Origin of the sequence: Mycobacterium yunnanensis, from assembly GCF_025823185.1 — a bacterium.
Classification (GTDB): domain Bacteria; phylum Actinomycetota; class Actinomycetes; order Mycobacteriales; family Mycobacteriaceae; genus Mycobacterium; species Mycobacterium yunnanensis.
The window spans coordinates 412,333-433,604 of the sequence record NZ_JACKVK010000011.1; the positions used below are offsets into that span (position 1 = coordinate 412,333).

At 66.5% G+C, this 21,272-nt stretch carries 24 protein-coding genes; 13 read left to right on the top strand and 11 right to left on the bottom strand.

Annotated elements, in window-relative coordinates; genetic code table 11:
- Window positions 1-5: 5 nt before the first annotated feature.
- Complete coding sequence (locus H7K45_RS21690) at window positions 6-683, top strand: Abi-alpha family protein (protein WP_263998025.1); 678 nt, start codon at window positions 6-8, stop codon at window positions 681-683.
- A complete protein-coding gene (locus H7K45_RS21695; RefSeq protein ID WP_263998026.1) occupies window positions 680-1,915 on the top strand; it encodes a DUF445 domain-containing protein in 1,236 nt (411 codons plus the stop codon). The genes H7K45_RS21690 and H7K45_RS21695 overlap by 4 nt, the downstream gene beginning before the upstream one ends.
- 20 nt (window positions 1,916-1,935) lie before the next feature.
- On the opposite strand, the gene H7K45_RS21700 is transcribed toward H7K45_RS21695, so the two are convergent.
- Complete coding sequence (locus H7K45_RS21700) at window positions 1,936-3,117, bottom strand: acyl-CoA dehydrogenase family protein (RefSeq protein WP_263998027.1); 1,182 nt, start codon at window positions 3,115-3,117, stop codon at window positions 1,936-1,938.
- Window positions 3,117-4,115 carry an acyl-CoA dehydrogenase family protein gene (locus H7K45_RS21705; protein ID WP_263998028.1) on the bottom strand — a complete coding sequence of 333 codons (999 nt, stop codon included), beginning with the start codon at window positions 4,113-4,115 and terminating at the stop codon, window positions 3,117-3,119. Before H7K45_RS21705 ends, H7K45_RS21700 begins: the two co-directional genes overlap by 1 nt.
- 247 nt (window positions 4,116-4,362) lie before the next feature.
- Here H7K45_RS21705 and H7K45_RS21710 point away from each other — a divergent pair, with 247 nt between their 5' ends.
- The 4 genes from H7K45_RS21710 to H7K45_RS21725 are packed head-to-tail and all read left to right on the top strand — an operon-like array spanning window position 4,363 to window position 7,922.
- Window positions 4,363-5,463 carry an amidohydrolase family protein gene (locus H7K45_RS21710; RefSeq protein ID WP_263998029.1) on the top strand — a complete coding sequence of 367 codons (1,101 nt, stop codon included), beginning with the start codon at window positions 4,363-4,365 and terminating at the stop codon, window positions 5,461-5,463.
- Between the two features lie 14 nt (window positions 5,464-5,477).
- Window positions 5,478-6,620: an amidohydrolase family protein gene (locus H7K45_RS21715; RefSeq protein WP_263998030.1), complete on the top strand. Its 1,143-nt coding sequence runs from the start codon at window positions 5,478-5,480 to the stop codon at window positions 6,618-6,620.
- Window positions 6,620-7,033: a Rieske (2Fe-2S) protein gene (locus H7K45_RS21720; protein WP_263998031.1), complete on the top strand. Its 414-nt coding sequence runs from the start codon at window positions 6,620-6,622 to the stop codon at window positions 7,031-7,033. Before H7K45_RS21715 ends, H7K45_RS21720 begins: the two co-directional genes overlap by 1 nt.
- A 31-nt stretch (window positions 7,034-7,064) precedes the next feature.
- Window positions 7,065-7,922, top strand: coding sequence for an alpha/beta fold hydrolase (locus H7K45_RS21725; RefSeq protein ID WP_263998400.1), 858 nt, complete (start codon window positions 7,065-7,067; stop codon window positions 7,920-7,922).
- Window positions 7,923-7,931: 9 nt separating this feature from the next.
- Here the strand turns inward: H7K45_RS21725 and H7K45_RS21730 are convergent, their stop codons facing one another.
- Window positions 7,932-8,414 carry a hypothetical protein gene (locus H7K45_RS21730; RefSeq protein WP_263998032.1) on the bottom strand — a complete coding sequence of 161 codons (483 nt, stop codon included), beginning with the start codon at window positions 8,412-8,414 and terminating at the stop codon, window positions 7,932-7,934.
- A gap of 39 nt (window positions 8,415-8,453) precedes the next feature.
- Here H7K45_RS21730 and H7K45_RS21735 point away from each other — a divergent pair, with 39 nt between their 5' ends.
- The 6 genes from H7K45_RS21735 to H7K45_RS21760 are packed head-to-tail and all read left to right on the top strand — an operon-like array spanning window position 8,454 to window position 14,097.
- The gene (locus H7K45_RS21735; RefSeq protein WP_263998033.1) at window positions 8,454-9,731 is read left to right on the top strand and encodes an NADH-ubiquinone oxidoreductase-F iron-sulfur binding region domain-containing protein; all 1,278 of its coding nucleotides are present in this window, start codon (window positions 8,454-8,456) and stop codon (window positions 9,729-9,731) included.
- On the top strand, window positions 9,732-9,950 hold the full coding sequence (locus H7K45_RS21740; RefSeq protein ID WP_263998034.1) for a ferredoxin: 219 nt from the start codon (window positions 9,732-9,734) through the stop codon (window positions 9,948-9,950).
- Between the two features lies 1 nt (window position 9,951).
- Window positions 9,952-11,607, top strand: coding sequence for a thiolase C-terminal domain-containing protein (locus H7K45_RS21745; protein WP_263998035.1), 1,656 nt, complete (start codon window positions 9,952-9,954; stop codon window positions 11,605-11,607).
- Complete coding sequence (locus tag H7K45_RS21750; RefSeq protein ID WP_263998036.1) at window positions 11,604-12,473, top strand: alpha/beta hydrolase; 870 nt, start codon at window positions 11,604-11,606, stop codon at window positions 12,471-12,473. Before H7K45_RS21745 ends, H7K45_RS21750 begins: the two co-directional genes overlap by 4 nt.
- Window positions 12,473-13,294: an NAD(P)-dependent oxidoreductase gene (locus tag H7K45_RS21755; RefSeq protein WP_263998401.1), complete on the top strand. Its 822-nt coding sequence runs from the start codon at window positions 12,473-12,475 to the stop codon at window positions 13,292-13,294. Before H7K45_RS21750 ends, H7K45_RS21755 begins: the two co-directional genes overlap by 1 nt.
- Window positions 13,291-14,097, top strand: a complete 807-nt coding sequence (locus H7K45_RS21760; protein WP_263998037.1) for an NAD(P)-dependent oxidoreductase — start codon at window positions 13,291-13,293, stop codon at window positions 14,095-14,097. Before H7K45_RS21755 ends, H7K45_RS21760 begins: the two co-directional genes overlap by 4 nt.
- Here H7K45_RS21760 and H7K45_RS21765 read toward each other — a convergent pair.
- The 3 genes from H7K45_RS21765 to H7K45_RS21775 are packed head-to-tail and all read right to left on the bottom strand — an operon-like array spanning window position 14,081 to window position 15,855.
- Window positions 14,081-14,374: a DUF1330 domain-containing protein gene (locus H7K45_RS21765; RefSeq protein ID WP_263998038.1), complete on the bottom strand. Its 294-nt coding sequence runs from the start codon at window positions 14,372-14,374 to the stop codon at window positions 14,081-14,083. The two genes, H7K45_RS21760 and H7K45_RS21765, sit on opposite strands and share 17 nt — an antisense overlap.
- Before the next feature lie 18 nt (window positions 14,375-14,392).
- On the bottom strand, window positions 14,393-14,584 hold the full coding sequence (locus H7K45_RS21770) for a ferredoxin (protein WP_263998039.1): 192 nt from the start codon (window positions 14,582-14,584) through the stop codon (window positions 14,393-14,395).
- Window positions 14,581-15,855 carry a cytochrome P450 gene (locus tag H7K45_RS21775; RefSeq protein WP_263998040.1) on the bottom strand — a complete coding sequence of 425 codons (1,275 nt, stop codon included), beginning with the start codon at window positions 15,853-15,855 and terminating at the stop codon, window positions 14,581-14,583. The genes H7K45_RS21770 and H7K45_RS21775 overlap by 4 nt, the downstream gene beginning before the upstream one ends.
- Window positions 15,856-15,994: 139 nt before the next feature.
- Between H7K45_RS21775 and H7K45_RS21780 the strand changes: the two genes are divergently transcribed.
- Window positions 15,995-16,792: an emopamil-binding protein gene (locus H7K45_RS21780; protein WP_263998041.1), complete on the top strand. Its 798-nt coding sequence runs from the start codon at window positions 15,995-15,997 to the stop codon at window positions 16,790-16,792.
- Between the two features lie 21 nt (window positions 16,793-16,813).
- On the opposite strand, the gene H7K45_RS21785 is transcribed toward H7K45_RS21780, so the two are convergent.
- The 5 genes from H7K45_RS21785 to H7K45_RS21805 form a co-directional block, all read right to left on the bottom strand.
- Entirely contained in the window at window positions 16,814-17,320 is a 507-nt protein-coding gene (locus H7K45_RS21785) for a hypothetical protein (RefSeq protein ID WP_263998042.1), read from the bottom strand.
- A complete protein-coding gene (locus H7K45_RS21790; RefSeq protein ID WP_372512608.1) occupies window positions 17,317-17,943 on the bottom strand; it encodes a TetR/AcrR family transcriptional regulator in 627 nt (208 codons plus the stop codon). The genes H7K45_RS21785 and H7K45_RS21790 overlap by 4 nt, the downstream gene beginning before the upstream one ends.
- 123 nt (window positions 17,944-18,066) lie before the next feature.
- On the bottom strand, window positions 18,067-19,215 hold the full coding sequence (locus H7K45_RS21795; protein WP_263998043.1) for an acyl-CoA dehydrogenase family protein: 1,149 nt from the start codon (window positions 19,213-19,215) through the stop codon (window positions 18,067-18,069).
- Window positions 19,205-20,050, bottom strand: coding sequence for an enoyl-CoA hydratase/isomerase family protein (locus H7K45_RS21800; RefSeq protein ID WP_263998044.1), 846 nt, complete (start codon window positions 20,048-20,050; stop codon window positions 19,205-19,207). The genes H7K45_RS21795 and H7K45_RS21800 overlap by 11 nt, the downstream gene beginning before the upstream one ends.
- Entirely contained in the window at window positions 20,047-21,264 is a 1,218-nt protein-coding gene (locus H7K45_RS21805) for a CaiB/BaiF CoA transferase family protein (RefSeq protein ID WP_263998045.1), read from the bottom strand. The genes H7K45_RS21800 and H7K45_RS21805 overlap by 4 nt, the downstream gene beginning before the upstream one ends.
- Window positions 21,265-21,272: the final 8 nt, after the last annotated feature.

The following is a 21,272-nucleotide window of genomic DNA, read 5'->3' on the forward strand; positions in this document are numbered from 1 at the left end:
TACCAGTGAACTGGATCGGAGGAGTTCTCAACGGCCTGGCGGACGTCGCGAAGAGCCTGCCCGGCGGAGAGGTCATCCTCGCGGCAGCCACCGAGGCCGAGCTGACGGCTCTTCGTGTCGTCCGTGAGCATCTTGCCGCGTTGGATGCCACAGCCGAGGAGGGTCAGCCTGCCGCCCCGCTCGAGCAGGACCAACCGCCGACGTCGACGTCGACGTCGACGTCGACGCTGCGGACGCTGATCGATAAATCGATGTACACCACTCCCAAGGAGAGCCGCGCCGAGTTGCACCGAGCGTTGCTGTTGGGACTGCTACCCGACGAGGCACGCATCCTCGCGGCCCTGTCGGATGGCTCGGCGTACCCGGTCATTCACGTCGCCGAACCCGGTCACCGTGCCAGTACGACGTTCTCGTTGCAATATGCGTCGACCGTCGGACGCGCTGCGGGTGTCTCGCTGCCGCATCGAACACCGCTGTACCTGCGCCGCATGCTTGCGCTGGGCATCGTGTCGATCGGCCCCGAGCTGCCGGAGATGCGTGATGACTACGAAATTCTGCTGACCGATGCCAGTGTCAATGCGGCCTTGACCGCGGCGCGCAACGGATTCCGGTCCGCGCGAATTCAGCGCCTCACCGTTCGTTTGACCGATGTTGGCAAAGAGCTATGGGAGGCAGCACAGTGACCGAACTGATGGCCGGTGCGTTCAACTACCCACTGTGGGTCTACATCTCCATACCCCTTGGAGCGGCGCTCGTTGGATGGGCGACGAAGATCCTTGCCGTGAAGATGATGTTCGAACCCGTGGAGTTCAAGGGCATCCCGCCATTTCTCGGCTGGCAGGGCCAGATTCCGAAGCGGGCGCCGAAAATGGCTGCCGTAGCGGTGGATTCGCTGACAGCGGGCATCATCGATCCACAGGAGATGTTCGACAAGATCGACCCCGACGAGCTGACCGACGAGTTGAGTGCACCGCTGCACGACGCCGCGGCGGAACTGGTGGAAACGATGATGACGTCGTTTCAGCCCCAATTGTGGAACGCCACACCGGATGCCCTCAAGAAGCTCGTCGTCGACAACGTCGAGGGGCGGATCCCTGCTGCGTCGCGCAACATGTTCAACGAGTTCCGCAATCAGATCGATCAGATCTTCGACATCAAGCACATGGTCGTCAGCAACCTCGTCCGTGACAAGGCGACGCTGAACACCGTCTTCCGGGACATCGGTCGACCAGCCTTCAAGTTCCTGATTCGCTCCGGCCTGCTCTTCGGATTCGTCATCGGCCTGGTCCAGATGGCAGTGTTCGGGTTCACCGGCTGGCATCTGGCCCTACCGCTGTTCGGCCTCCTCACGGGCGGCCTGACGGACTACGTGGCACTGCAGATGATCTTCCGTCCCGTCGAACGACGTGCCATTCTTCCCGGAATTCATTGGCAGGGTGTCTTTCAGGCGCGCCGGGAAGAGGTGATCCGCGGGTACGCGGCGTTGATGGCCAAGGAGATATTCACGCCGAAGGCAATCATGGAGAGCCTCCTCACCGGACCCATGTCCGACAAGTTCTTCGACGTCATTCAGAGCGAGATCGCTCGCACCATCGACGAACAGATGGGCTTCGTCGGCCGTATCGTCGACGTGGTCGGTGGGCGTCGGTATCAGGACATGAAGAAGAGCATCGCGGCGTCGATGATCGAAAAGTTGCCGGAAACCTCGGCACATCTCGAGGAGTACGCCGCCAGCCGGCTGGACCTGGAGAACACCATGATCACGAAGATGGCCGAACTCGATCCGCAATCGTTCGAGAACCTTCTCCGACCGGCGTTCAAGGACGACGAATGGATCATCGTCGTGCTCGGCGCCACCTTGGGTTTCTTGTTCGGCGAACTTCAATCCCAGGTGATCGTGCTGCTGGCGTCGTAACACCCGGGGACCTCGAAGGATCAGCGTGCCGGCCGGGGCAACCCCAGCACCTGCTGGGCGATGATGTTGCGCTGGATCTCCGACGTGCCCCCCGCGATCGTCCCCGAGAAGCTGCGCGCGAAGCGCTCGAACCAGCTCGCGTAGTAGTGGTCGAGATTCATGTGCGCATACGAGCCCGACGTGGACGGATGGGTGAGGCCATCGGGCCCGACCGCGGTGAGGATGTTGGCCGAGGCGTTCATCTCCGCCTCGGAGCCGAAGAGCTTGAGCACCGACACCGACGCGACGTCGACTTCGCCCCTGGCCGCGCGAGCCAGGGAGATCGAACCCATTGCCCGCAGCGCCTGGTAGTCCATGACGATGGTCGCGAACTGGTCGCGCTCGAGTTCCGATTTCGGCGAGAAGTCGGTGATCATGTTGTCGATCCGGTCGGCGAAGCCCAGCCACATCATCGTGCGTTCGTGGCCCAGCGATCCGTTGACGACGCCCCAGCCACCGTTGAGCGGCCCCACTAGATTTTCGGCGGGCACCCGGACATCGGTGAAGAACACCTCGTTGAAGTCGTCGTTCTCCTGGCCGCACAGGTCGGCGAACGGCCGGCGTACGACGCCCTCGAGGTCGGTCGGAATGAGCAGTGCACTGATGCCCTTGTGCTTCGGCACGTCGGGGTCGGTGCGCACGAACGTCAGGAGGAAGTCTGCGTCGTGCGCGCCGGAGGTCCACACCTTCTGGCCGTTGACGACGAATGCGTCGCCGTCGAGGATCGCGCGGGTCCGCAGCGAGGCAAGGTCGGAGCCGGCGCTAGGCTCACTCATGCCAAGCGACGCGGTCTTCTCGCCGCGCAGCACTGGGACGGCCCACTCGTGTTTCTGCTCATCGCTGCCAAACGTAAGCAGCGACGCCGCAACGATGTTCACGCCCTGAGGATTGAAACTGTGGTAGATCCGTCGCCGGCAGAGTTCTTCGAGGTGCACGTAGGTCTGCAGCACCGACGCGTTGCGGCCACCGAACTCCGGCGGTTGCGCAGGCAGCAGCCAGCCGTTGTCGAACAACAACCGCTGCCAGTCACGGGCCCACTGGGGAAGGTGCGACACCGAACGGGGCCGCTCGAGCGTCTGCACGGAGGTGGGCAGGTTGCCATCGAGGAAGTCCACGAACTCGGCGCGAAACTCCTCGACGTCGGAGTCGAAGGTCAGTTGCATCAGCAGGTTCCGTATTCCGCGGCGATGACGGCGCGGTGCTCGGCCGCGCCACCCAACATGTGCTCCCCCGCCTTGGCGCGCTTGAGCGCGAACTGCAGATCGTTCTCCCACGTGAATCCCATGGCGCCGAAAAGCTGTAAGCCGTGACGGAAGACCAGCGACTGGCACTCCCCCGCCGACGCCTTCGCCATCGCGGCGGCCAGCCGACGACGTGGGTCGTCGGCGGCGATGGTCAACGCCGCGAAGTACGACAGGGCGCGTGCGCGCTCGATGGCGACGTGCATGTCGGCGGCCTTGTGCTGCACCGCCTGAAAGGAGCCGATCGGCACGCCGAACTGCTGGCGGTTCTTTACGTGGTCCAAAGCCAAGTCGAGTATGCGCTGGCACGCCCCGACCATGGTGATCGCCATTCCCGTCAGTGCGACGTGATGAGCTCGCTGCGCGTCGACCTCGAGGCGATCGGCGTCGTCGACGTGCACGCCGACCAAGCTGACCTCCCCGACGTGCAGCACTGGGTCGAAGACGTCGGCACGGCGGGTCACGACGGCGGGATCGTCCGCATCGACGACGAACACCCCGGCTGCGGTCACCACCGCGAATCGTTCGGCTCGGTCCGCGTCGAGGACGTGGCGGCACGTCCCGGTCAGAATCCACCCGTCGACGTCACGATGCGCACTGATGCCGTCGAGGAGTGCCGCCCCCGCGCGCTGCGGGTCGAAGCGATCGCCGACCAGCGGAGCGAACTGCGTCAGCGTCGCCAAGAACGGGGTCGGATCGGTGGCCCGGCCGAGTTCCTCCAACAGGATCGCCAGTTCGACGGCGTTCTCGGGATCTGCCAGCTCGGTCCAGCCGGCGCCGACGTAGGTCTTCCACAGCGGCTCGGCGTCGGCACCCGCTTCGGCGACGTCGCGTACCAGCGAGGCCGGACATTGCTTGGCCACCGCGTCGCGGACCGTCTCCTGCCACAGACGCTGATCAGCGTCCAGTTCCAACAGCATGCCGCCGCCTCCACTTCTCGTCGCCCTCGAAACGAGAATACCATTCTCGCGGATGATCGGAACATTCTCACACCTACGGAACGCGCCATGGTCGCGGGAGCTGGTCCGTAGTCCTACTCGACGGCGCCACCAGCACAGACGGGCCCGGATCACCAGTGAGAACATAATTCTTGCGTGGGAAGAACAACGATCTACACTAGGGTCCGGCGGAGGCAACGGCACACGCGCGAGCAGAGGACGAGATGACGTGAGGGAACTGCGTGACGAGGCGGGCACGGTGTGGCACACACCGGTCGTCGATGCCAGCGTGCACATCTTCTGCCAGTCCAACGCCGACCTTCGGCACACGTTCATGCGAGAGCCGTTCCGCAGCCGCGGCTTTCCTGACTACGAGATGGACTGGTACGGCGCGCCAGGCGGCGAGTACGTCGAGGGAAGTGTCGGACCGGACAATCAGTACCCCGGGTCCGATCCGGCCCTGGTGGCCCGTGAGCTGTTCGAGCGGCGCGGCGTGGACGTCGCCGTCCTGCATCCGATGACTCGCGGCATCATGCCCGACCGCCACCTCGGCACGGCGATCGCCTCGGCGCACAACGAGATGATGGTGACGAGGTGGCTGGACGGCGAGTTCGGCGACCGCTTCCGCGGCACCATCCGCGTCAACCCCGACGACGTCGCCGGCGCCGTCCGCGAGATCGAGAAATACCGCGAGCACCCGCGCGTCGTGCAGATTGGCATTCCGCTGCAATCCCGCGAGCTCTACGGCAAGCCCCAGTTCTGGCCCCTGTGGGACGCGGCGGTGGCGGCGAATCTTCCCGTGGCAGTGCACGTCGAGGTGGGTACGGGCGTCGCAGCGGCCCCCACCCCGTCGGGCAACACCCAGACCTATGAGCAATACGCCGGCTTCATGGCCCTGAACTACCTGTACCACCTGATGAACATGATCGCCGAAGGTGTGTTCGAACGGCTGCCCGAGTTGAGGTTCGTGTGGGCCGATGGCGCGGCCGATCTGCTGACACCGTTCATGTGGCGCATGGATTGTTTCGGTAGGCCCCATCTAGAGCAGACGCCGTGGGCTCCGAAGATGCCCAGCGATTATTTGACCGACCACGTGTACTTCGTGCAGGGCGATCTCGACGGACCCGGAGATGTGCCGTTCGCCGGCGAATGGGCAGGTTTCACCGGCAAGGACGACATGGTGATGTTCGGCTCGAGCTACCCGCACTGGCAGTGCAACGAACTGGTGGTGCCCGCCAGCTACACCGCCGAGCAGCGAGACAAGCTCTGTTGGCGCAACGCCGCTGAGCTGTACGGCATCGACATCCCGGCCACCGCGGCCGTGACGTAACCCGAGGAGGCCTTGTGACAGTGACAGCCCACCCCAGGGCGGCGGCGACCGAGCGTGTCGCCGTTCGGTGCGTCGACTCCGACGTCCACCCCACGCCGCGTCGCGGAGAGCTTGCCGAGTATCTCCCAGAACCATGGCGCAGCAACTACTTCGGCACGCACCCGGTCGGCGATCAGATTTACTACGACGCCCCCGACTATGCACACGCCTACGCCATGCGTGTTGACAGCTTCCCGCCAGACGGCGAATTCGCCGGCAGCAGTCCAGATCTCGCGTTCAAGCAGCTCATCATGGAGGCCGGCGCCGACATCGCCATCTTGGAGCCGGCGTCCTACTCGGCCCGTCTACCCGGCGCCAACACGGCGATGTGCTCGGCGCTGAACGACTGGCAAGCCAACCACTGGTTGGACGGCCACAACAACTGGCACGAACGCTGGCGTGGCTCCATCTGCGCCAACATCGAGGAGCCCGAGGCCGCAGCGCGGGAGATCGAGAAGTGGGCTGGGCACGATTACATGGCGCAGGTGCTCATCAAGGCCGAGCCACGCCCGTCCTGGGGTAACCCGAAGTACGACCCGCTCTGGGCCGCGGCGACCAAGCATGACATCACGGTGAGCTGCCACTTGTCCCGTGGACATTTCGAGGAGTTGCCCTTCCCACCGGTCGGGCTGCCTAGCTACAACCACGACTTCATGGTGACCTACTCGCTGCTGGCGGCCAATCAGGTGATGAGCTTGGTGTTCGACGGAACCTTCGAGCGGTTCCCGACGCTGCGAATCGTATTCGTGGAGCACGCATTCACCTGGATTCTGCCGCTGATGTGGCGGATGGACGCCATCTACGAACGGCGTAAGCAGTGGATGCAGATCACGCGCAAGCCGTCGGAAATCGTCAAGGACCACATCAAGTTCACGACGCAGCCCCTGGACTATCCGGAGGACAAGACCGAACTGGGCCGGGCGTTCGAGTGGATGGAATGCGAGAAGATTCTGCTGTATTCCTCGGACTACCCGCACTGGACCTTCGACGACCCCCGCTGGCTGGTCAAGCACCTACCCGAGTATGCCCGCGAACAGGTGATGTTTCGCAACGGAATTCAGACCTACCATCTGCCCGAGACCGTTCCGGCGCTCGAGGGTCAGGTCAGGGTGTTTTGATGCCGGCGGGCAGAGGCGGAGCGACCGACGAATCCCAACCGCTCCGACTGGCACAGGGCCGCGAACACGTCGTGGCCACCGTGGGCGACATCCCGCCTGGCACTCACAAATTGGTGCCGATCGGCAGACACGGCGTCGGCGTCTACAACGTCAACGGCACCTTTTACGCGATCGCCAACTACTGCCCACACGAGGGCGGCCCGCTGTGCTCTGGCCGCGCCCGCGGACGCAACGTGGTTGACGAGGCCGTACCCGGCGACACGGTGATGGTCCGCGATCAGGAGTTCATCTTCTGCCCCTGGCATCAATGGGGTTTCGAGCTCGCCACCGGGACGACCGCAGTCAAACCGGAGTGGAGCATTCGCACCTATCCCGTGCGGGTGGTCGGCGACGACGTCCTGGTGCAGGCGTGAGGAATTGGACCGCAACGTGACCGCGGAACGAATGGAGATCAACGGCGGCGACGTCGTCTACGAGGTGCTGGGCCATTCCGGTGACCTCATCGCCTTGACCCCGGGCGGCCGGTTCGGGAAGGACATCCCCGGACTACGGCCGCTGGCCGACGCGCTCGTCGCCGGTGGGTACCGGGTGTTGTTGTGGGACAGACCCAATTGCGGCGCCTCGGACGTGCAGTTCTACGGGTACAGCGAGTCCCACATGCGCGCCGAGACGTTGATGCGCTTGGTCACCGGGCTCGGTCTCGGCCCGTGCATCATCGCGGGCGGCTCGGGCGGCGCGCGCGACTCGATACTGACCACGATTCTGTACCCCGAACTGGTGACCAAGCTGGTGGTCTGGAACATCGTCGGCGGCGTCTACGGCTCCTTCGTGCTCGGGGGGCACTACGTGGTGCCCAGTATCCTGGCCGTCCGGGGATCGGGCATCACGGGACTGCTGGCAATCGGCGAGTGGCAGGACCGGATCGCGGCGAATCCAGCCAACGAGATGCGAATTCGCGATCTGGACGCCGACGCCTTCCTCAAGGTCATGCTGCGCTGGCTGAACGCCTTCGTTCCCAAACCGGGGCAGACCATCCCAGGGGTGGAAGACGGCTCGTTCGACGACATCTCAGTGCCCACGTTGATCATTCGCGGCGGCGAGGACGACTGGGATCACCCCAAGCGGACATCGTTGGAGGTGAGTTGTCTGATCAAGGGCTCGGTGCTGATCGATCCGCCATGGCCGGAGGACGCGTGGGAGCGGGCCGGTGAGAAGTTCGCCGCCAGCGGCGGCACGGACTTCTGTCTGTTCGACACATGGGTGCAGGCCGCGCCCGCAATCCTCGAATTCCTCGGCAGGTAGGCGGTGCGCTCACCGGGTGACGATATGGACCTCACAGTTCAACGAGGCCTCCAACGCCGTCTGGACCCGACTCTCCGGTACCCGCGCCATGGCGTCGGTGGGCAACGTCACCGTCACGACGTCCCAACCGCGGGCGTCGTGAGTACGGTCGACCTCACCACGCAGCCCCAGCCCTTCGAGCACACCGTGCGCGTCGTCGTCGGTACCCCGGCTCACATAGGTGAGCACCCCCGCCGCCGGCGTCGCCCCGAGAACGCCAAAGGAGTCGTCGCACAGTCGAAGTGCCGTCGCCTTCAGTCGATCGGCGTCGTCGCCGGCAATGAGGATTTCGACCTGGCGGCGGCTGGGCGGCAAGGCCGCGAGGTCCACGTCGACGACTTCGGCCCCTATCGCGGCCGCCTTGGCGTGCAGGGACACCATGGCTTCGCGTAGCGGGGTGGACTCGAGCCGCGCGGTGGGATCCACGTCGACCCGCACCACCGCAGTCCTCACGTCCGACACCCTATCCGCGCCGACGACGAAGGGACACCGATGACGGCAATGGCGCGAGAACTGAACGCGATGTCGTGGCCGGGCATCGCGCCCCGGCTGCTGCGCACCACCGCCGGACTCGAGGATCTCGAGCAGTACGGCGACGCCGGAGGATATCGACGACTCGACGACCCCGACGCGCTGCTGGAGGAGGTCGACCGGTCCGGATTGCTCGGTCGCGGTGGTGCCGCATTCCCGTTCGCCGTCAAGCTGCGGACCGTCCGCGACGCGGGCCGCGCCGGTCGTCCCACCATGGTCCTGGCCAACGGCGAAGAGGGAGAACCGGCTTCGGCCAAGGACAAATGGCTCATGCGCCACCGGCCCCACCTGGTGCTCGACGGCGTCCGACTGGCTGCGCACATCGTCTCCGCCCAGCGGGCTCATCTATATCTCTCGGACACGGCTTCCGCCGACGCCCTGCGAGACGCCCTGTCGACCGCTCGCGTCGACGTTCCCGTCGACGTGGTGACCGTAGAGGGGGGTTACGTCGCAGGCGAGGAGACAGCCGCGGTGCGAGCGGTCGACGGCGGCCCGCCCAAACCCACGGACAAACCGCCACGCCCGTTCGAGCAGGGCGTGGGCGGGCATCCGACCGTGGTCGCAAACGTGGAGACGCTCGCCAACCTGCCGTTCCTCCTGCGGCATGGCGCGGACGCCTACCGCGCAGTCGGTACGTCGGCCTCACCTGGAACCTTCCTGGCAACCGTCAGCGGGGCGGGGTTACCACCGGCGCTCTACGAACTGCCGCACGGCGTGGCGCTCACCGACGTGCTCGACCACCATGGCGTGTCGACCGACGGCGTCACCGGTGTACTGATGGGCGGCTACTTCACGGGCCTGCTCAACACCGACGTCCTCGACGCCACCCTCGACCACGAGTCGATGCGCCGGCTGGGCAGCGGGCTGGGTTGTGGAGCCGTCGCCGTCCTCACCGACGAGTGCCCCGTCGCCGTCGCGGCGTCGGTGATGGCGTACTTCGACCGGGAGAACGCTGGGCAGTGCGGGTCCTGTTTCAACGGCACCGCGGCGATGTCGGCGGTGACCACCGCACTCCGCGACGGCCGGGCCACGCCCGAGGATCTCGTACGCCTGGAGCGGTGGTCGGTGGTCCTGCGGGGGCGGGGTGCCTGCGCCACGCTGGACGCGGCCACGAACGTGGCGGCCACCGTGCTACGACACTTTCCGCAGGTGGTCTCCAACCACCTTGCTGCAGAATGCGACTCCTGCCGGGCCGGTGCGTTCACCGCACGGCGGCCCTTCGAAGTGGAGGCACTGTAGATGAAGATCCGCATGGACCGGACGGTGTGCGACGGTTTCGGCACCTGCGCACGGCATGCGCCGCAGTCGTTCTCGCTCGACGACTGGGGTTATGCCTCCCTCATCGGCAACGGCTCGGTGCCGGAGACCGACCGCGACGCGGTCAGGCGCGCCATCTTGGACTGCCCCGTGCACGCGATCACCGAAGTCGACACCCAACCCGAGCGGACGGCGATCTGACGTGCCCGACGCACCGGGGCGCCCCTTGCCTCAAGTCACCGTAGCCAACGAATACTTCTGGACCGCAGGCGCCGACGGTCGGCTACGTCTGCAGGAGTGCCAATCCTGTCGAGCGCTGATCCACCCGCCAGCCCCGATCTGCCGGTACTGCCGCAGTACCGATCTGGGCGTTCGAACCCTGTCCGGGCGGGCCAGCCTCTCGGCGTTCACCGTCAACCACCGCTTCGGTTTCCCGGAGTTACCACCGCCCTACGTCGTCGCACAGGTCGCCGTCGCCGAGGATCCCAGGGTCCGGTTGACCACCAACATCGTCGACTGCGCGCCAGAGGATCTCGAGCTCGGTCAACCCGTCGAGGTGGTGTTCCGGCAACTTGCCGACGTCTGGCTGCCGTTGTTCCGACCCTCCTCCGACGACACCCCCGTGCCCCAGCCGGTCGACGAGATCGACCCCCGCGACTTTTCCCGCCACGTGCGTCCGATGCTCACCACGACCAAGTTCGAGGATCACTCGGCCATCACGGGCATTGGTGCCTCTCGCCTGGGCCGCCGACTGATGGTGCCGCCGCTGGCCCTTACGATCGAGGCCTGTGAGGAGGCGGTCGCGGACGCCGGCCTGACCTTCGACGACATCGACGGATTGTCGACCTATCCGGGGCTCGACGTCGCAGGCATGGGCGAGGGCGGGGTGAGCGCACTCGAGGGGGCCCTCGGACTGAAGCCGACGTGGATCAACGGCGGCATGGATACCTTCGGCCCCGGGGGGTCGGTCATCGCGGCGATGATGGCGGTCGCCACCGGCATGGCCCGCCACGTGCTGTGCTTCCGAACCCTGTGGGAAGCCACCTTCGCCCAGCTGATGAAGGAGGGTAAGGCATCTCCCCCGGGTGGTGCGCGCACCACCAGCTGGCAGGTGCCCTTCGGCGCCACCTCCGCCGCGCACACCCTGGCACTGAACGCGCAGCGGCACTTTCACCGCTACGGCACCACCCGCGAGACGTTGGGCTGGATCGCACTGAATCAGCGCGCCAACGCAACGCTGAATCCGACGGCCATCTATCGGGACCCGATGACGATGGACGACTATCTCGGCGCCCGGTTCATCACTACGCCGTTCGGACTGTACGACTGCGACGTGCCGTGCGACGGCGCCGTGGCCGTCATCGTCTCGGCCGTCGACGCGGCCCGCGACCTGCCGCACGCACCGGTGCTCTTCGAAGCGGTCGGCACGCAGATCGTCGAGCGCACCGATTGGGATCAGTCGACCATGACCCACGAGCCCCAGGTTCTCGGACAGGCGGCGCACCTGTGGACGAGGACCACCATGCGGCCCGATGACGTCGACGTCGCACAGCTGTACGACGGGTTCACCTTCAACTGCTTGTCATGGCTGGAAGCGCTGGGCTTCTGCGGTATCGGCGAGGCCAAGGACTTCCTCGACGGCGGCCACGCGATCGCCCGCGACGGCGCCATTCCGTTGAACACCCATGGCGGCCAGCTGTCACACGGTCGAACCCACGGCATGGGCCTCATCCACGAGGCGGTCACCCAGCTGCGCGGCGAGGCGGGCGAACGTCAGGTGGCCGACGCCAGGACCGCGGTGGTCAGCACCGGCGGCCTCACCCCAAGTGGCGCGATCCTGCTGAGGACCGAATCGTGAACTCCGAGCCCCGCACCCGCGTCATCATGGTCGACGGAATTCCGATGTCGGCGCTGACCATTCAGGTACCGGAACCGCGCGCGGTGATCGTGGCGGTCCACGGCGGTGGAGTCACGGCTCGGTACTTCGACTGCCCCGGGCACCCGCGACTGTCGTTGATGCGGGCTGCCGCGTCCCGGGCATTCACGGTGATCGCCCTCGACCGGCCCGGCTACGGCGCCTCGGCGTTGTACCAAGACGAGATGACGGACCCTAGTCGGAGGACCGAGTTGGCGTTCGGCGCGGTCGACGCGATCGTCGCCGGCGACGGCGGCGCCGGGCTCTTCGTGATGGCCCACTCCTCCGGGTGCGAGTTGGGACTGCGCATGGCAGGTAATCACACCCGCGACGACGTCCTCGGAGTGGAGCTGGCGGGCACGGGGACGCGCTTCGCCGCAGGAGTACGGGCGGCCATCAGCCAGGCGACCACGGCGTCACGACCGGCTGGGTTACGCGACTTGCTGTGGCAGCCTACCGGGCTGTATCCCGCCGAGGTGCTCAGTGGTCAGCTGTCCGCGCCCGGCGCCGCTTACGAGGCCGACGTCACCACCCATTGGGCGGACCGGGACTTCCCCGCCGCCGCCGCGCTCGTCACCGTCCCCGTCCAGTTCAGCGTCGCCGAATACGAGCGCGTATGGGAGGCGACGCCGGAGGCCTTAGCGGACATCGCCGCGTTGTTCACCGGGTCACCCAGCGTGACGGTTAACGAAATGGGCGGCAGCGGGCACAATCTCAGCGTCGGGTCGACGGCCGTGGAATATCACCGAAGGGTGCTGTCCTTCGCCGACCATTGCACGAGGAACGTCGACGAAATGGAGGCACCGTGATGCGCGTCGGGTTCATCGGATTGGGCAGCCAGGGCGCGCCCATGGCGCGCCGCATCGTCGAGGGCGGTTACCCGCTGACCCTATGGGGTCGTCGTCCAGAGTCCGTCGAGCCGTTCGCCGACACTCGGGCGCGGGTCGCGTCCTCCCCCGCCGAGTTGGCCGAGGCCAGCGACCTGGTGTGCATCTGCGTGGTGGGTGACGACGACGTCCGTCAGGTCCTCGAGGGCGACACTGGCGTGCTGGCCGGACTCGCACCGGGCGCCATCGTGGCTATTCACAGCACCGTGCACCCGGACACCTGTCGGACCATTGCCGAACAGGTTGCCGGGCATGGTGTTTCAGTGGTCGACGCGCCGGTGAGCGGCGGCGGCCCGGCAGCCGCCGACGGAACTCTGTTGGTCATGGCCGGCGGCAGGGAGGAGGACGTCGAGAAGTGCCGACCCGTGTTCACGACGTTTGCCGACCCAGTCGTCCACCTCGGGCCGGTGGGCAGCGGGCAGGTCACCAAGATCCTGAACAACCTGTTGTTCAGCGCGAACCTCGGAGCGGCGCTGAGCACCCTGGAACTGGGTGAGGCCCTTGGTGTCCCGCGGACGGCCCTGTGCGAAGTGTTGGCACGAGGATCGGCGGCGAGCAAGGCCGTCGACAGCATGGTCCGGGCCGGTGGCACGCTGTCCTCCCTCGCGCCGATCGCAGGGGCCCTGCTACAGAAGGACGTCCGGCACGCGGCCAGCCTCGCCGACGGCGCATCCGCCCCCCATGGCACCGTCTTCAGCGTTGCCGACGGTGCCTTGGCCGCAATGGACCATCCGCGCGGATGACCGTCGGGTTCGTGGGTGCCGGACGGATGGGCGCCCCAATGGTGCGCAGGCTCGTCGACGCCGGGCACGAAGTGAACGTCTTGGTCCGCAACAAAGGGAAGGCGCGGGCGATCGCCGACCTCGGCGGCAACCCCGTTACCGACGTGCGATCCGTCACCGCTGCTGCCGAAGTCGTCGTGGTCGCCGTCTTCACCGATGAGCAGGTCCGTGGCGTGTGCGTCGACGACGGTCTGCTGGCCGCCATGCAGCCGCAGTCCTGCCTGGTCCTGCACACCACCGGAAGTCCCGACACCGCACGGGCGTTGGCGGCCCGGCGACCCGACATCGCGGTCCTCGATGCGCCGGTCAGCGGCGGTCCACACGACGTCTCGGCCGGGTCGATCACGGTGTACGTGGGCGGGGACGACACCGCCGTGGACCGGCTGCGACCATTGCTCGGCGCGTATGCAGACCCCATCCTGCACGTCGGCGTCACGGGCGCAGGTCAACTCGTCAAGCTCGTCAACAACACCCTCTTCGCCGCGCAGATCGGCTTGGTCGCCGAGGCGGTGCGGCTGGGCACGCACCTCGGCGTTGCCGAGACGTCCCTGCTCGACGCCTTGGCCCACGGCAGTTCACGGAGCAGGGCTCTGGCGATGATCGCCACGGCGGCCTCGGTCGACGCCTTCATCGCCTCGGTCGGTGGCTTCGTCGCCAAGGACGTTGCCGTAGTTCGCAATATCGCGGCCGACCGAGGGACAGAATTGGGCATTCTCGATGCCGCCGCCGGTGTGGTGGCGCCGCGCCTCACAGACCCGAGATGACGACCGCGTGGCAGTCGGCCGCGGCCCGCCTAAGTTTCGCTGCCTGCTGGTAATCCTCGGAGTAGTACCACTCCTTGGCGGCGTCCACCGACTCGAATTCGAGAAGGACAGTTTGGGTTCCGTGCCACTGCCCTTCCAGGGTGGCGACGGCTGGGCTGAACGCCAACAGCTTGGCGGTCGACATCGCGTTGCGGGCCACCTTGCCGTACTCGGCCATCCCGGCTGGGTCCTTGACGTCCTCGGTGAGGATCACGTAACCCTTTGGCTCGTCGGACATCCTCGATCTCCCTTCGACTCAGTTGATCTCGCGGATTGCCCGCTCGGGGCAGTTCTCGATGGCCGTGCGCGCGGCGGCTTCCACACTCTCGGGAACGTCTTCGGGCACGGCAACCGCCCAACCGTCGTCGGTCAGATCGAAGACTTCCGGGCACAGCGTCAGACACATGCCGTGCCCCGCACACCGATCCTCGTCTACGGTGACCCTCACGTGGCGTCGAACTCGACGTGCAACTCGGTCAGCCCGCGCAGGATGTAGGTCGGAAGGTATCGGTAGTTGCGCTGTCCCGCCGGCCCGTGGTGCTTCTCGCTGATGCGCAGGTCAGTCGTCCTGTCGAGCAGCCGTTCGAGGCCGACGCGTGTCTCGGCTCGCGCGAGCGGCGCACCCGGACAGCTGTGGATGCCGCGGCCGAAGGCGAGATGCTGACGCGCGTTCTTGCGGTCCGGATCGAAGTCGTCGGGGTTGTCGAAACGGCGCGGGTCGCGGTTGGCGGCGCCGTTGACGACCATCAAAGTGCTTCCCGCGGAGACTTTCTCGTCGCCGACCACGGTCGGCACGCGCGACAACCGGAAGTCACCCTTGACCGGGCTCTCGATACGCAGGCACTCCTCGATGAAGTTGCCCAGCAGACTGCGGTCGTCGCGCAACCGCTGCTGAATCTCGGGTTGGTCCCCCATGACCTTGATCGCGGTGCTCAGCAGTCGAACCGTCGTCTCTTGCCCCGCCGAGAAGACGTTGGTGGCCACCCGGACGACGTCACCGACCTCGGGCATGGTGCCGTCGGGGAAGGTGGCGGTGGCGAGTCCGGTCAGCACGTCGTCGCGGGGTTGGGCGCGACGGTCCTCTACGTATTGTCCGAAGATGTCGTAGAGGTATTCCAGCGGCGTCTTGGTCATCGCCTTGTCGGCGTTGCCCAGTCCGCTTCCGTGGGTGCCCCGGGCCAGCCGCTCGAGTAGTTCGGGTCGATCCTCCTCGGGGACGCCCAGCAGGTCGGCGATGACACGCAGCGTGAACGGCGCGGCGAATCCGGAGATGAAGTCACCTGCGCCGGGGGCCATGAACTCGTCGAGGACGTCGTCGGCGATCTGCCACATCGCGTCCTCGTTCTCCTTGAGACGCTTGGGCGTGATCAACCGCATCAAGAGTGCACGGTGATTGGTGTGCGTCGGCGGGTCCAGCGTGGGCAACTGGTCGCTGAAGGGAATGTCGTCGCGATGCTTCGTGATCAAATCGGTGACGTCGTCACCCTCGAGGGGAACCGGAAAGCCGGGAAACGGCCCCGTCACCGAGATGCACGACGAGAACGTGTCCGCGTCGTTGTAGACGTCGACCGCCTCTTGCCAGCCCGTCACCATCGTGACGCCGTAATGGTCTTCCCGGGTGACCGGGCACTTGTTCCGCAGCGCGGCGTAGAAGGGGTACGGATCGGCGACCAGTCGGTCATCCCGAAAGAAGTCGACCGACGTCAGATCTTCCGCCATGAGCGCTCCGCTTCCGCAATCTCGTCGAACGAGAATATGATTCTCCTATGTCGCGTATAACATTTTCACACCAGCGTCCGGCCGTCAATCGCCGTCCGGCGCGACGTCGGCCGTCGGTCCTCGATGCGGGTGAGCCACGATGAGCCAGCACGCGGGCGAATCGGCGGAGACCATTCCCGCGCCGCGTCGCGAGACGAACTTCGCGAGGCCGGTCGCGCCGCATCGCGGACGGATCTACCTGGGTACCGGCCTCTTCACCGCGGCCGTGTTCGTCGTGGTCACCATCGGGGTGCACGTCGGCGTCATCGCCCCGACGTTGACCACCGACATCGTCGTGAACCTAATCTTCGGCGTTCCCGTCCTCCTGCTGCCCCTCGTAATCCTCTGGGACGCGCCGGGTGAGAACCGAACGCGCCTCGACAAGGCCGCCGAACTCGTGCTCTTCTACCTGCCCTACACGGCCGGCAGCCAGATCGGCTACGAGTTGGTCTTCCTGATCGGCCATCCCTTGGGCCTGTGGGCGCCGACGGACGACCCCGGCTGGAAGTGGTTGTGGTGGCAGTACGGCCTGGCCGACACGCGCTACGTCAGCGGCAACCCGTGGATCTTCGCGCTGGAAGTAGTGGGTGTGCTCACCGGCATCATGGTGTTCGTCATGTGGACGCAGTTGATTCGCACGCACCTCGCCACGGAGTCGCGCCTTCGATGCCTGTGGTTCACGTTCACGGGCGTGGCCATCCTGATGAGCAGCACCGCGGTGTACTTCATCTCGGAGGTGGGCGCCGGATTCGGCGACATTGGGCAGGGAGGTTACGGCCTCGGTTTCAAGTTCATCGCCGAGAACGTCCCGTTCATCGTGCTCCCCCCGCTCGTGTTGTACGCCACCCACCTGCAGATCGACTACCTCACGCGTGCGGCAGCCCGAGACCGCGCGTAGACGCAGCCGCCGGACCGTGGGTCAGCTAGCCGGGATCAGATCCGCCGCCACCGAGGGCTGAAGCATTGCGCCGCAACGGAATGTCTCCGAGTCACCGACGTCGACGCCTGCGGATCCGATCGCGCCCAGTGCCTGCGCCTTGAAGGCGCGGGCTGCAGCGCTCAGTCGATGGTGCACCGCATCCACGCTGTCGTCGAGTTCGGCCGGACAACGCTCACCCCAGAGCGTCACCTCGGTCAGTCCGTGGTCGAGGGCCTCGAGCACGCCGCGGCGGACCCGCGCGTCGGCGGCGAACATCTCCGCCGCCACGGCCACGGTGTGCGGATGGGGCCGGTCCGCCCACATCGTCAATGCCCCCTCGAGATCCTGGAGCTCGACGCCCAGGATCTCCAAGGCCCGGAGATCCTCCGCACCGTCCACGAGCACCGTGACGTCCCAGCCGGCCATCACCCGGTCGACGACGAACCCGCCGGCGAAGGTGACCACATCGCGGACCGAGGGACCCACCACGTCCAACCGGTACCTCATGGCGCGCTCCTGTCCCCAGGTTCGAAATCCCTGGCCAGCGTCTGGGCGTACCCCTCGAAGACGGCGACCAGGGGTATCGAGGGGTCGAGTAGCCATGCGGACTCCATTCCGTTGATGAAGGCGAGTATTTCGACGGCCTTGATGGCCGGATCGAAGTCGGGGCGGTAGACGCCGGCATTCTGCGTGCGTCGGATGAAGTCGGTCACGATGCCCACCGCAGCTTGCTGCCGCTTGACCAGACGGTCGTGCAGCGGTGCGTCGGGGGCGATGTTCTCGGCGAGCAACACCGTAAAGGTGCCAATCAGCTCGGGCTGGCGGTCGAAGCGTTCGGCGACCCGGCAGATCTCGGTTATGAGGTCGCCCGTGCGGTCCGCGTGTTGGTCGTCGTCGGCGTCACGTGCGTCGAGAACGGCGTTGAGCAGCTGCTCCTTGGAGGCGTAGTGGTGCAACAGACCGGCCGTACTGACGCCCGCCTCCTTCGCGATCTGCGCGAGCGAGGTGTTGCGCCATCCGTTGCGCGCGAGCAGCCGCTCGGCGACCTCGAGGATGCGGACTCTGCGGTCCTCCCCCTTGGCCAACAGCGACGCGTAGGGACGCGGCGCCTGCTGCTCGACAATGGTCACCGGACTCCGATCACTCACCACGCCCCCGCCGCCAAACCAACCTAGTGAACACACAGTAGGTAGGTTTGACGAATGTGACAAGGGTCTCTTTTCGGGCGGGTGGCGGTCGTCGTACGGGTCGGGCTACAGACCCAGCGACTTGGCGATGATGACCTTCATGACCTCGCTGGTACCCGCGTAGATCCGAGTCACTCGAGCATCGGTGTACAGCCGCGCGATCGGATATTCCATCATGTAGCCGTAGCCGCCGAACAGCTGCAGACAGCGGTCGACGACGCGCTGCTGCATCTCGGTGCAGAACAACTTGACCCTGGCCGCGTCGGCTGCGGACAGCTCGCCCTCGACGTGCAATTGGACCGCACGGTCGAGCATCGCCTGGCCCGCCTCGACCTCCGTGGAGCACGCCGCAAGCTCGAACTTGGTGTTCTGAAAGGACGCCACCGGTGAACCAAAGGCCTTGCGTTGCTTCGTGTAGTCGATTGCCGCGGCGATGGCCGACCGCGCCTGAGCGACCGACCCGACCGCCACCGTGAGCCGCTCCTGCGGAAGGTTGTGGCCGAGATAACCGAAGGCCTCGCCAACCTCGCCGAGCACGTTGGCCGCGGGGACCCGTACGTCGACGAACGACAACTCCGCGGTGTCCTGGACCTTGCACCCCATCTTCTCCAGCTCGCGCCCCCGGGTGAACCCAGGCATGCCGTCTTCGACGACGAGCAGCGTCAGACCCTTGCGGCGGTCGTCCGGATCGGTGGAGGTGCGTGCCACCACGACCACCAGGTCGGCTTGCATGCCGCCGGTGATGAACGTCTTGGCACCGTTGAGGACGTAGTCGCTGCCGTCGGCAACCGCGGTACTTCGCATGCCCGCCAGATCCGAGCCGGTGCCCGGCTCGGTCATCGCCACGGCGGACAGCAGTGTGCCCGACGCCAGACCGGGGAACCACCGCGTGCGCTGTTCGGCATTCGCATAGTGCAAGAAGTACGGAAGAATCACCTCGAGTTGCGTGCGCACCGTGGACAGCGTCACCAGGGCGCGCGCCGCCTCTTCCTGCAGAATCACGTCGTAGCGGTAGTCGGGCATGCCGCCGCCGCCGAATTCCTCCGGAATCGCCATGCCCAGCAGACCCAGCTCACCCATCTTCTCGAACACCTCGCGCGGAAGGCGACCGCCCTTCTCCCAGTTGGGGTAGTGCGGTACGACGTCCTTCTCGACGAATTCGCGAGCCAGCGCGCGGAACGCCTCGTGGTCGTCGTCGAACAGGTCACGGCGCACTAGAGCTCCCTTCGGTGGGGTCGGACGCTGAGCCCGACGGCGACGGTCGGGGCGGAACCGCCCACGTACCAAGGAAATTCGGTTCTCGCTTTGCGGCGAATGCGGCGTACGCCTCGGCGGCGTCCGTCGTGGCGAAGTTTCCCGGCTGCGCGCGGGCTTCGTTCGCGAGTGCCTGCTGCAGCGTGCTGCTGGCTCCGTCGTCGACCAACGCCTTGCTCTGCGCCAGCGCGAACGGCGGCCCGGCCGCCAGTCGACCCGTCAAATCGTCGACGAAGGTGTCGATCTCGTCGGCCGGGCGCACCCAGGTCACCAGACCGAGTGCCCGAGCCTCGTCGGCATCGATCATGTCCCCCAGCAGGATCAAGCGCTTGGCCTGCTGCAGTCCGACGAGCTTGGGCAGCAGCCACGACCCTCCGAGATCCACCGACAGTCCGCGCTTTGCGAAGATCTGACTGAACCGCGATTCCGGAGTGGCCACCACCAGATCGCAACCGAGCGCAAGATTCCAGCCAGCACCCACCGCGACCCCGGCGACCTTGGCGACCGTCGGGACGGACAGCTCGTGCAGGGCGAGCGCCACGTCGCCGAGCCGTTGCAGTTTGTACCGGGGGTGCACGTCATCCCCGGCGGCGATGTCGGCGCCCGAGCAGAAGGCTCCGCCCGCACCCGTGATCACCAGCACGCGAACGGTGGGGTCGCGGGCGGTGGCGCGCAACGCATCGGCGAGCTCGCACCACGAGCGGGCGTCGAGGGCGTTCTTGCGGTGCGGACGGTTCAGGGTGAGGGTGCGCACGCCGCCGGCGTCGTCGACGAGCAGGACTGGCTCGTCGGTCATGGGTATGCCGGGCCGATCGCGCCCTCGTCTCGCAGCGCGGCGATCTCGTCACTCGTGAGACCCAACTCGGCGAGGATGAGATCGGTGTGTTCCCCAAGTCCCGGCACGGCGCGCATTGGTGCCTCGTACCCGTCGATCACGGGCGGTGGCAGCAGCGCGGGGATGCTGCCCTTGGGCGAGCCAATGCGGCGCCAGCGATCCCGCGCCCGCAGCTGCGGGTGTGCCACCACCTCGCTCGGCAGGTTGAATCGGGAGTTGCCGATGCCTGCGTCGTCCGCGATCTTCTGCACGTCCGCGAGATCACGCGTGGCACACCATGTTCCGATGGCCTCATCGAGGAGGTCACGATGAGCACACCGGTCGGCGTTCGTGCCGAACCGAGGGTCGTCGGCCAGGTCGGGTCGTTCGATGACGTCCCTGGCCAGGCGTTGCCATTCACGATCGTTGGTGGTGCCGAGTACGACGGTGTGACCGTCGGCGGTGCGGAACGAGCCGTACGGCGCGACGGCCGGTGCCCCGACTCCCAGCGGTACCTGGTCCACGCCGGTGTGCTGGGTGTAGGTGAGCTGGTAGCCCATGATGTCGGTCATCACGTCGAACAGGCTCAGCTCCACCGCCGGCGCGGGAACGTCGGTTCGTCCTCCGCGGGCGACGAGAAGGGCCATGATCGACAGGGCCGCGTAGAGGCCGGTGGTGAAGTCGGCCATCGCCGGCCCAGGCTTGGCAGGCAGGCCCGGGTGACCCGTGACCGCGCAGGAGCCCGATTCCGCCTGCACGAGAAGGTCATACGCGCGCTTGTGCGAGATGGGGCCGCCCGGTCCGTAGCCGTCGATCTCCACGGGAACGACATTCGGGTGACGGGCGGTGAGATCTGCGCGCCCCAGTCCAAGTCGGGCCGTCGCACCGGGCGCGAGATTGGACACGAAGGCGTCAGCCCCGTCGAGAAGTCGATGTAGAACGTCGATCCCGTTCGCCGACTTCAGGTTCAGCGTGATCGACTCCTTGCCGCGATTGCACCAGACGAAGTGCGCGCCTAGTCCGCCGGGTCCGTTGACGACGTCGTCGTAGGCGCGGGCGAAGTCTCCCACGACCGGGTTCTCGACCTTGATCACGCGAGCGCCAAAGTCTGCGAGCACTCGGCTGCAGATGGGCGCGGCCACGGCCTGCTCCAAGGCCACGATCGTGATGCCCGCGAGGGGCCCCGGGTTGGTCATGATGCCCC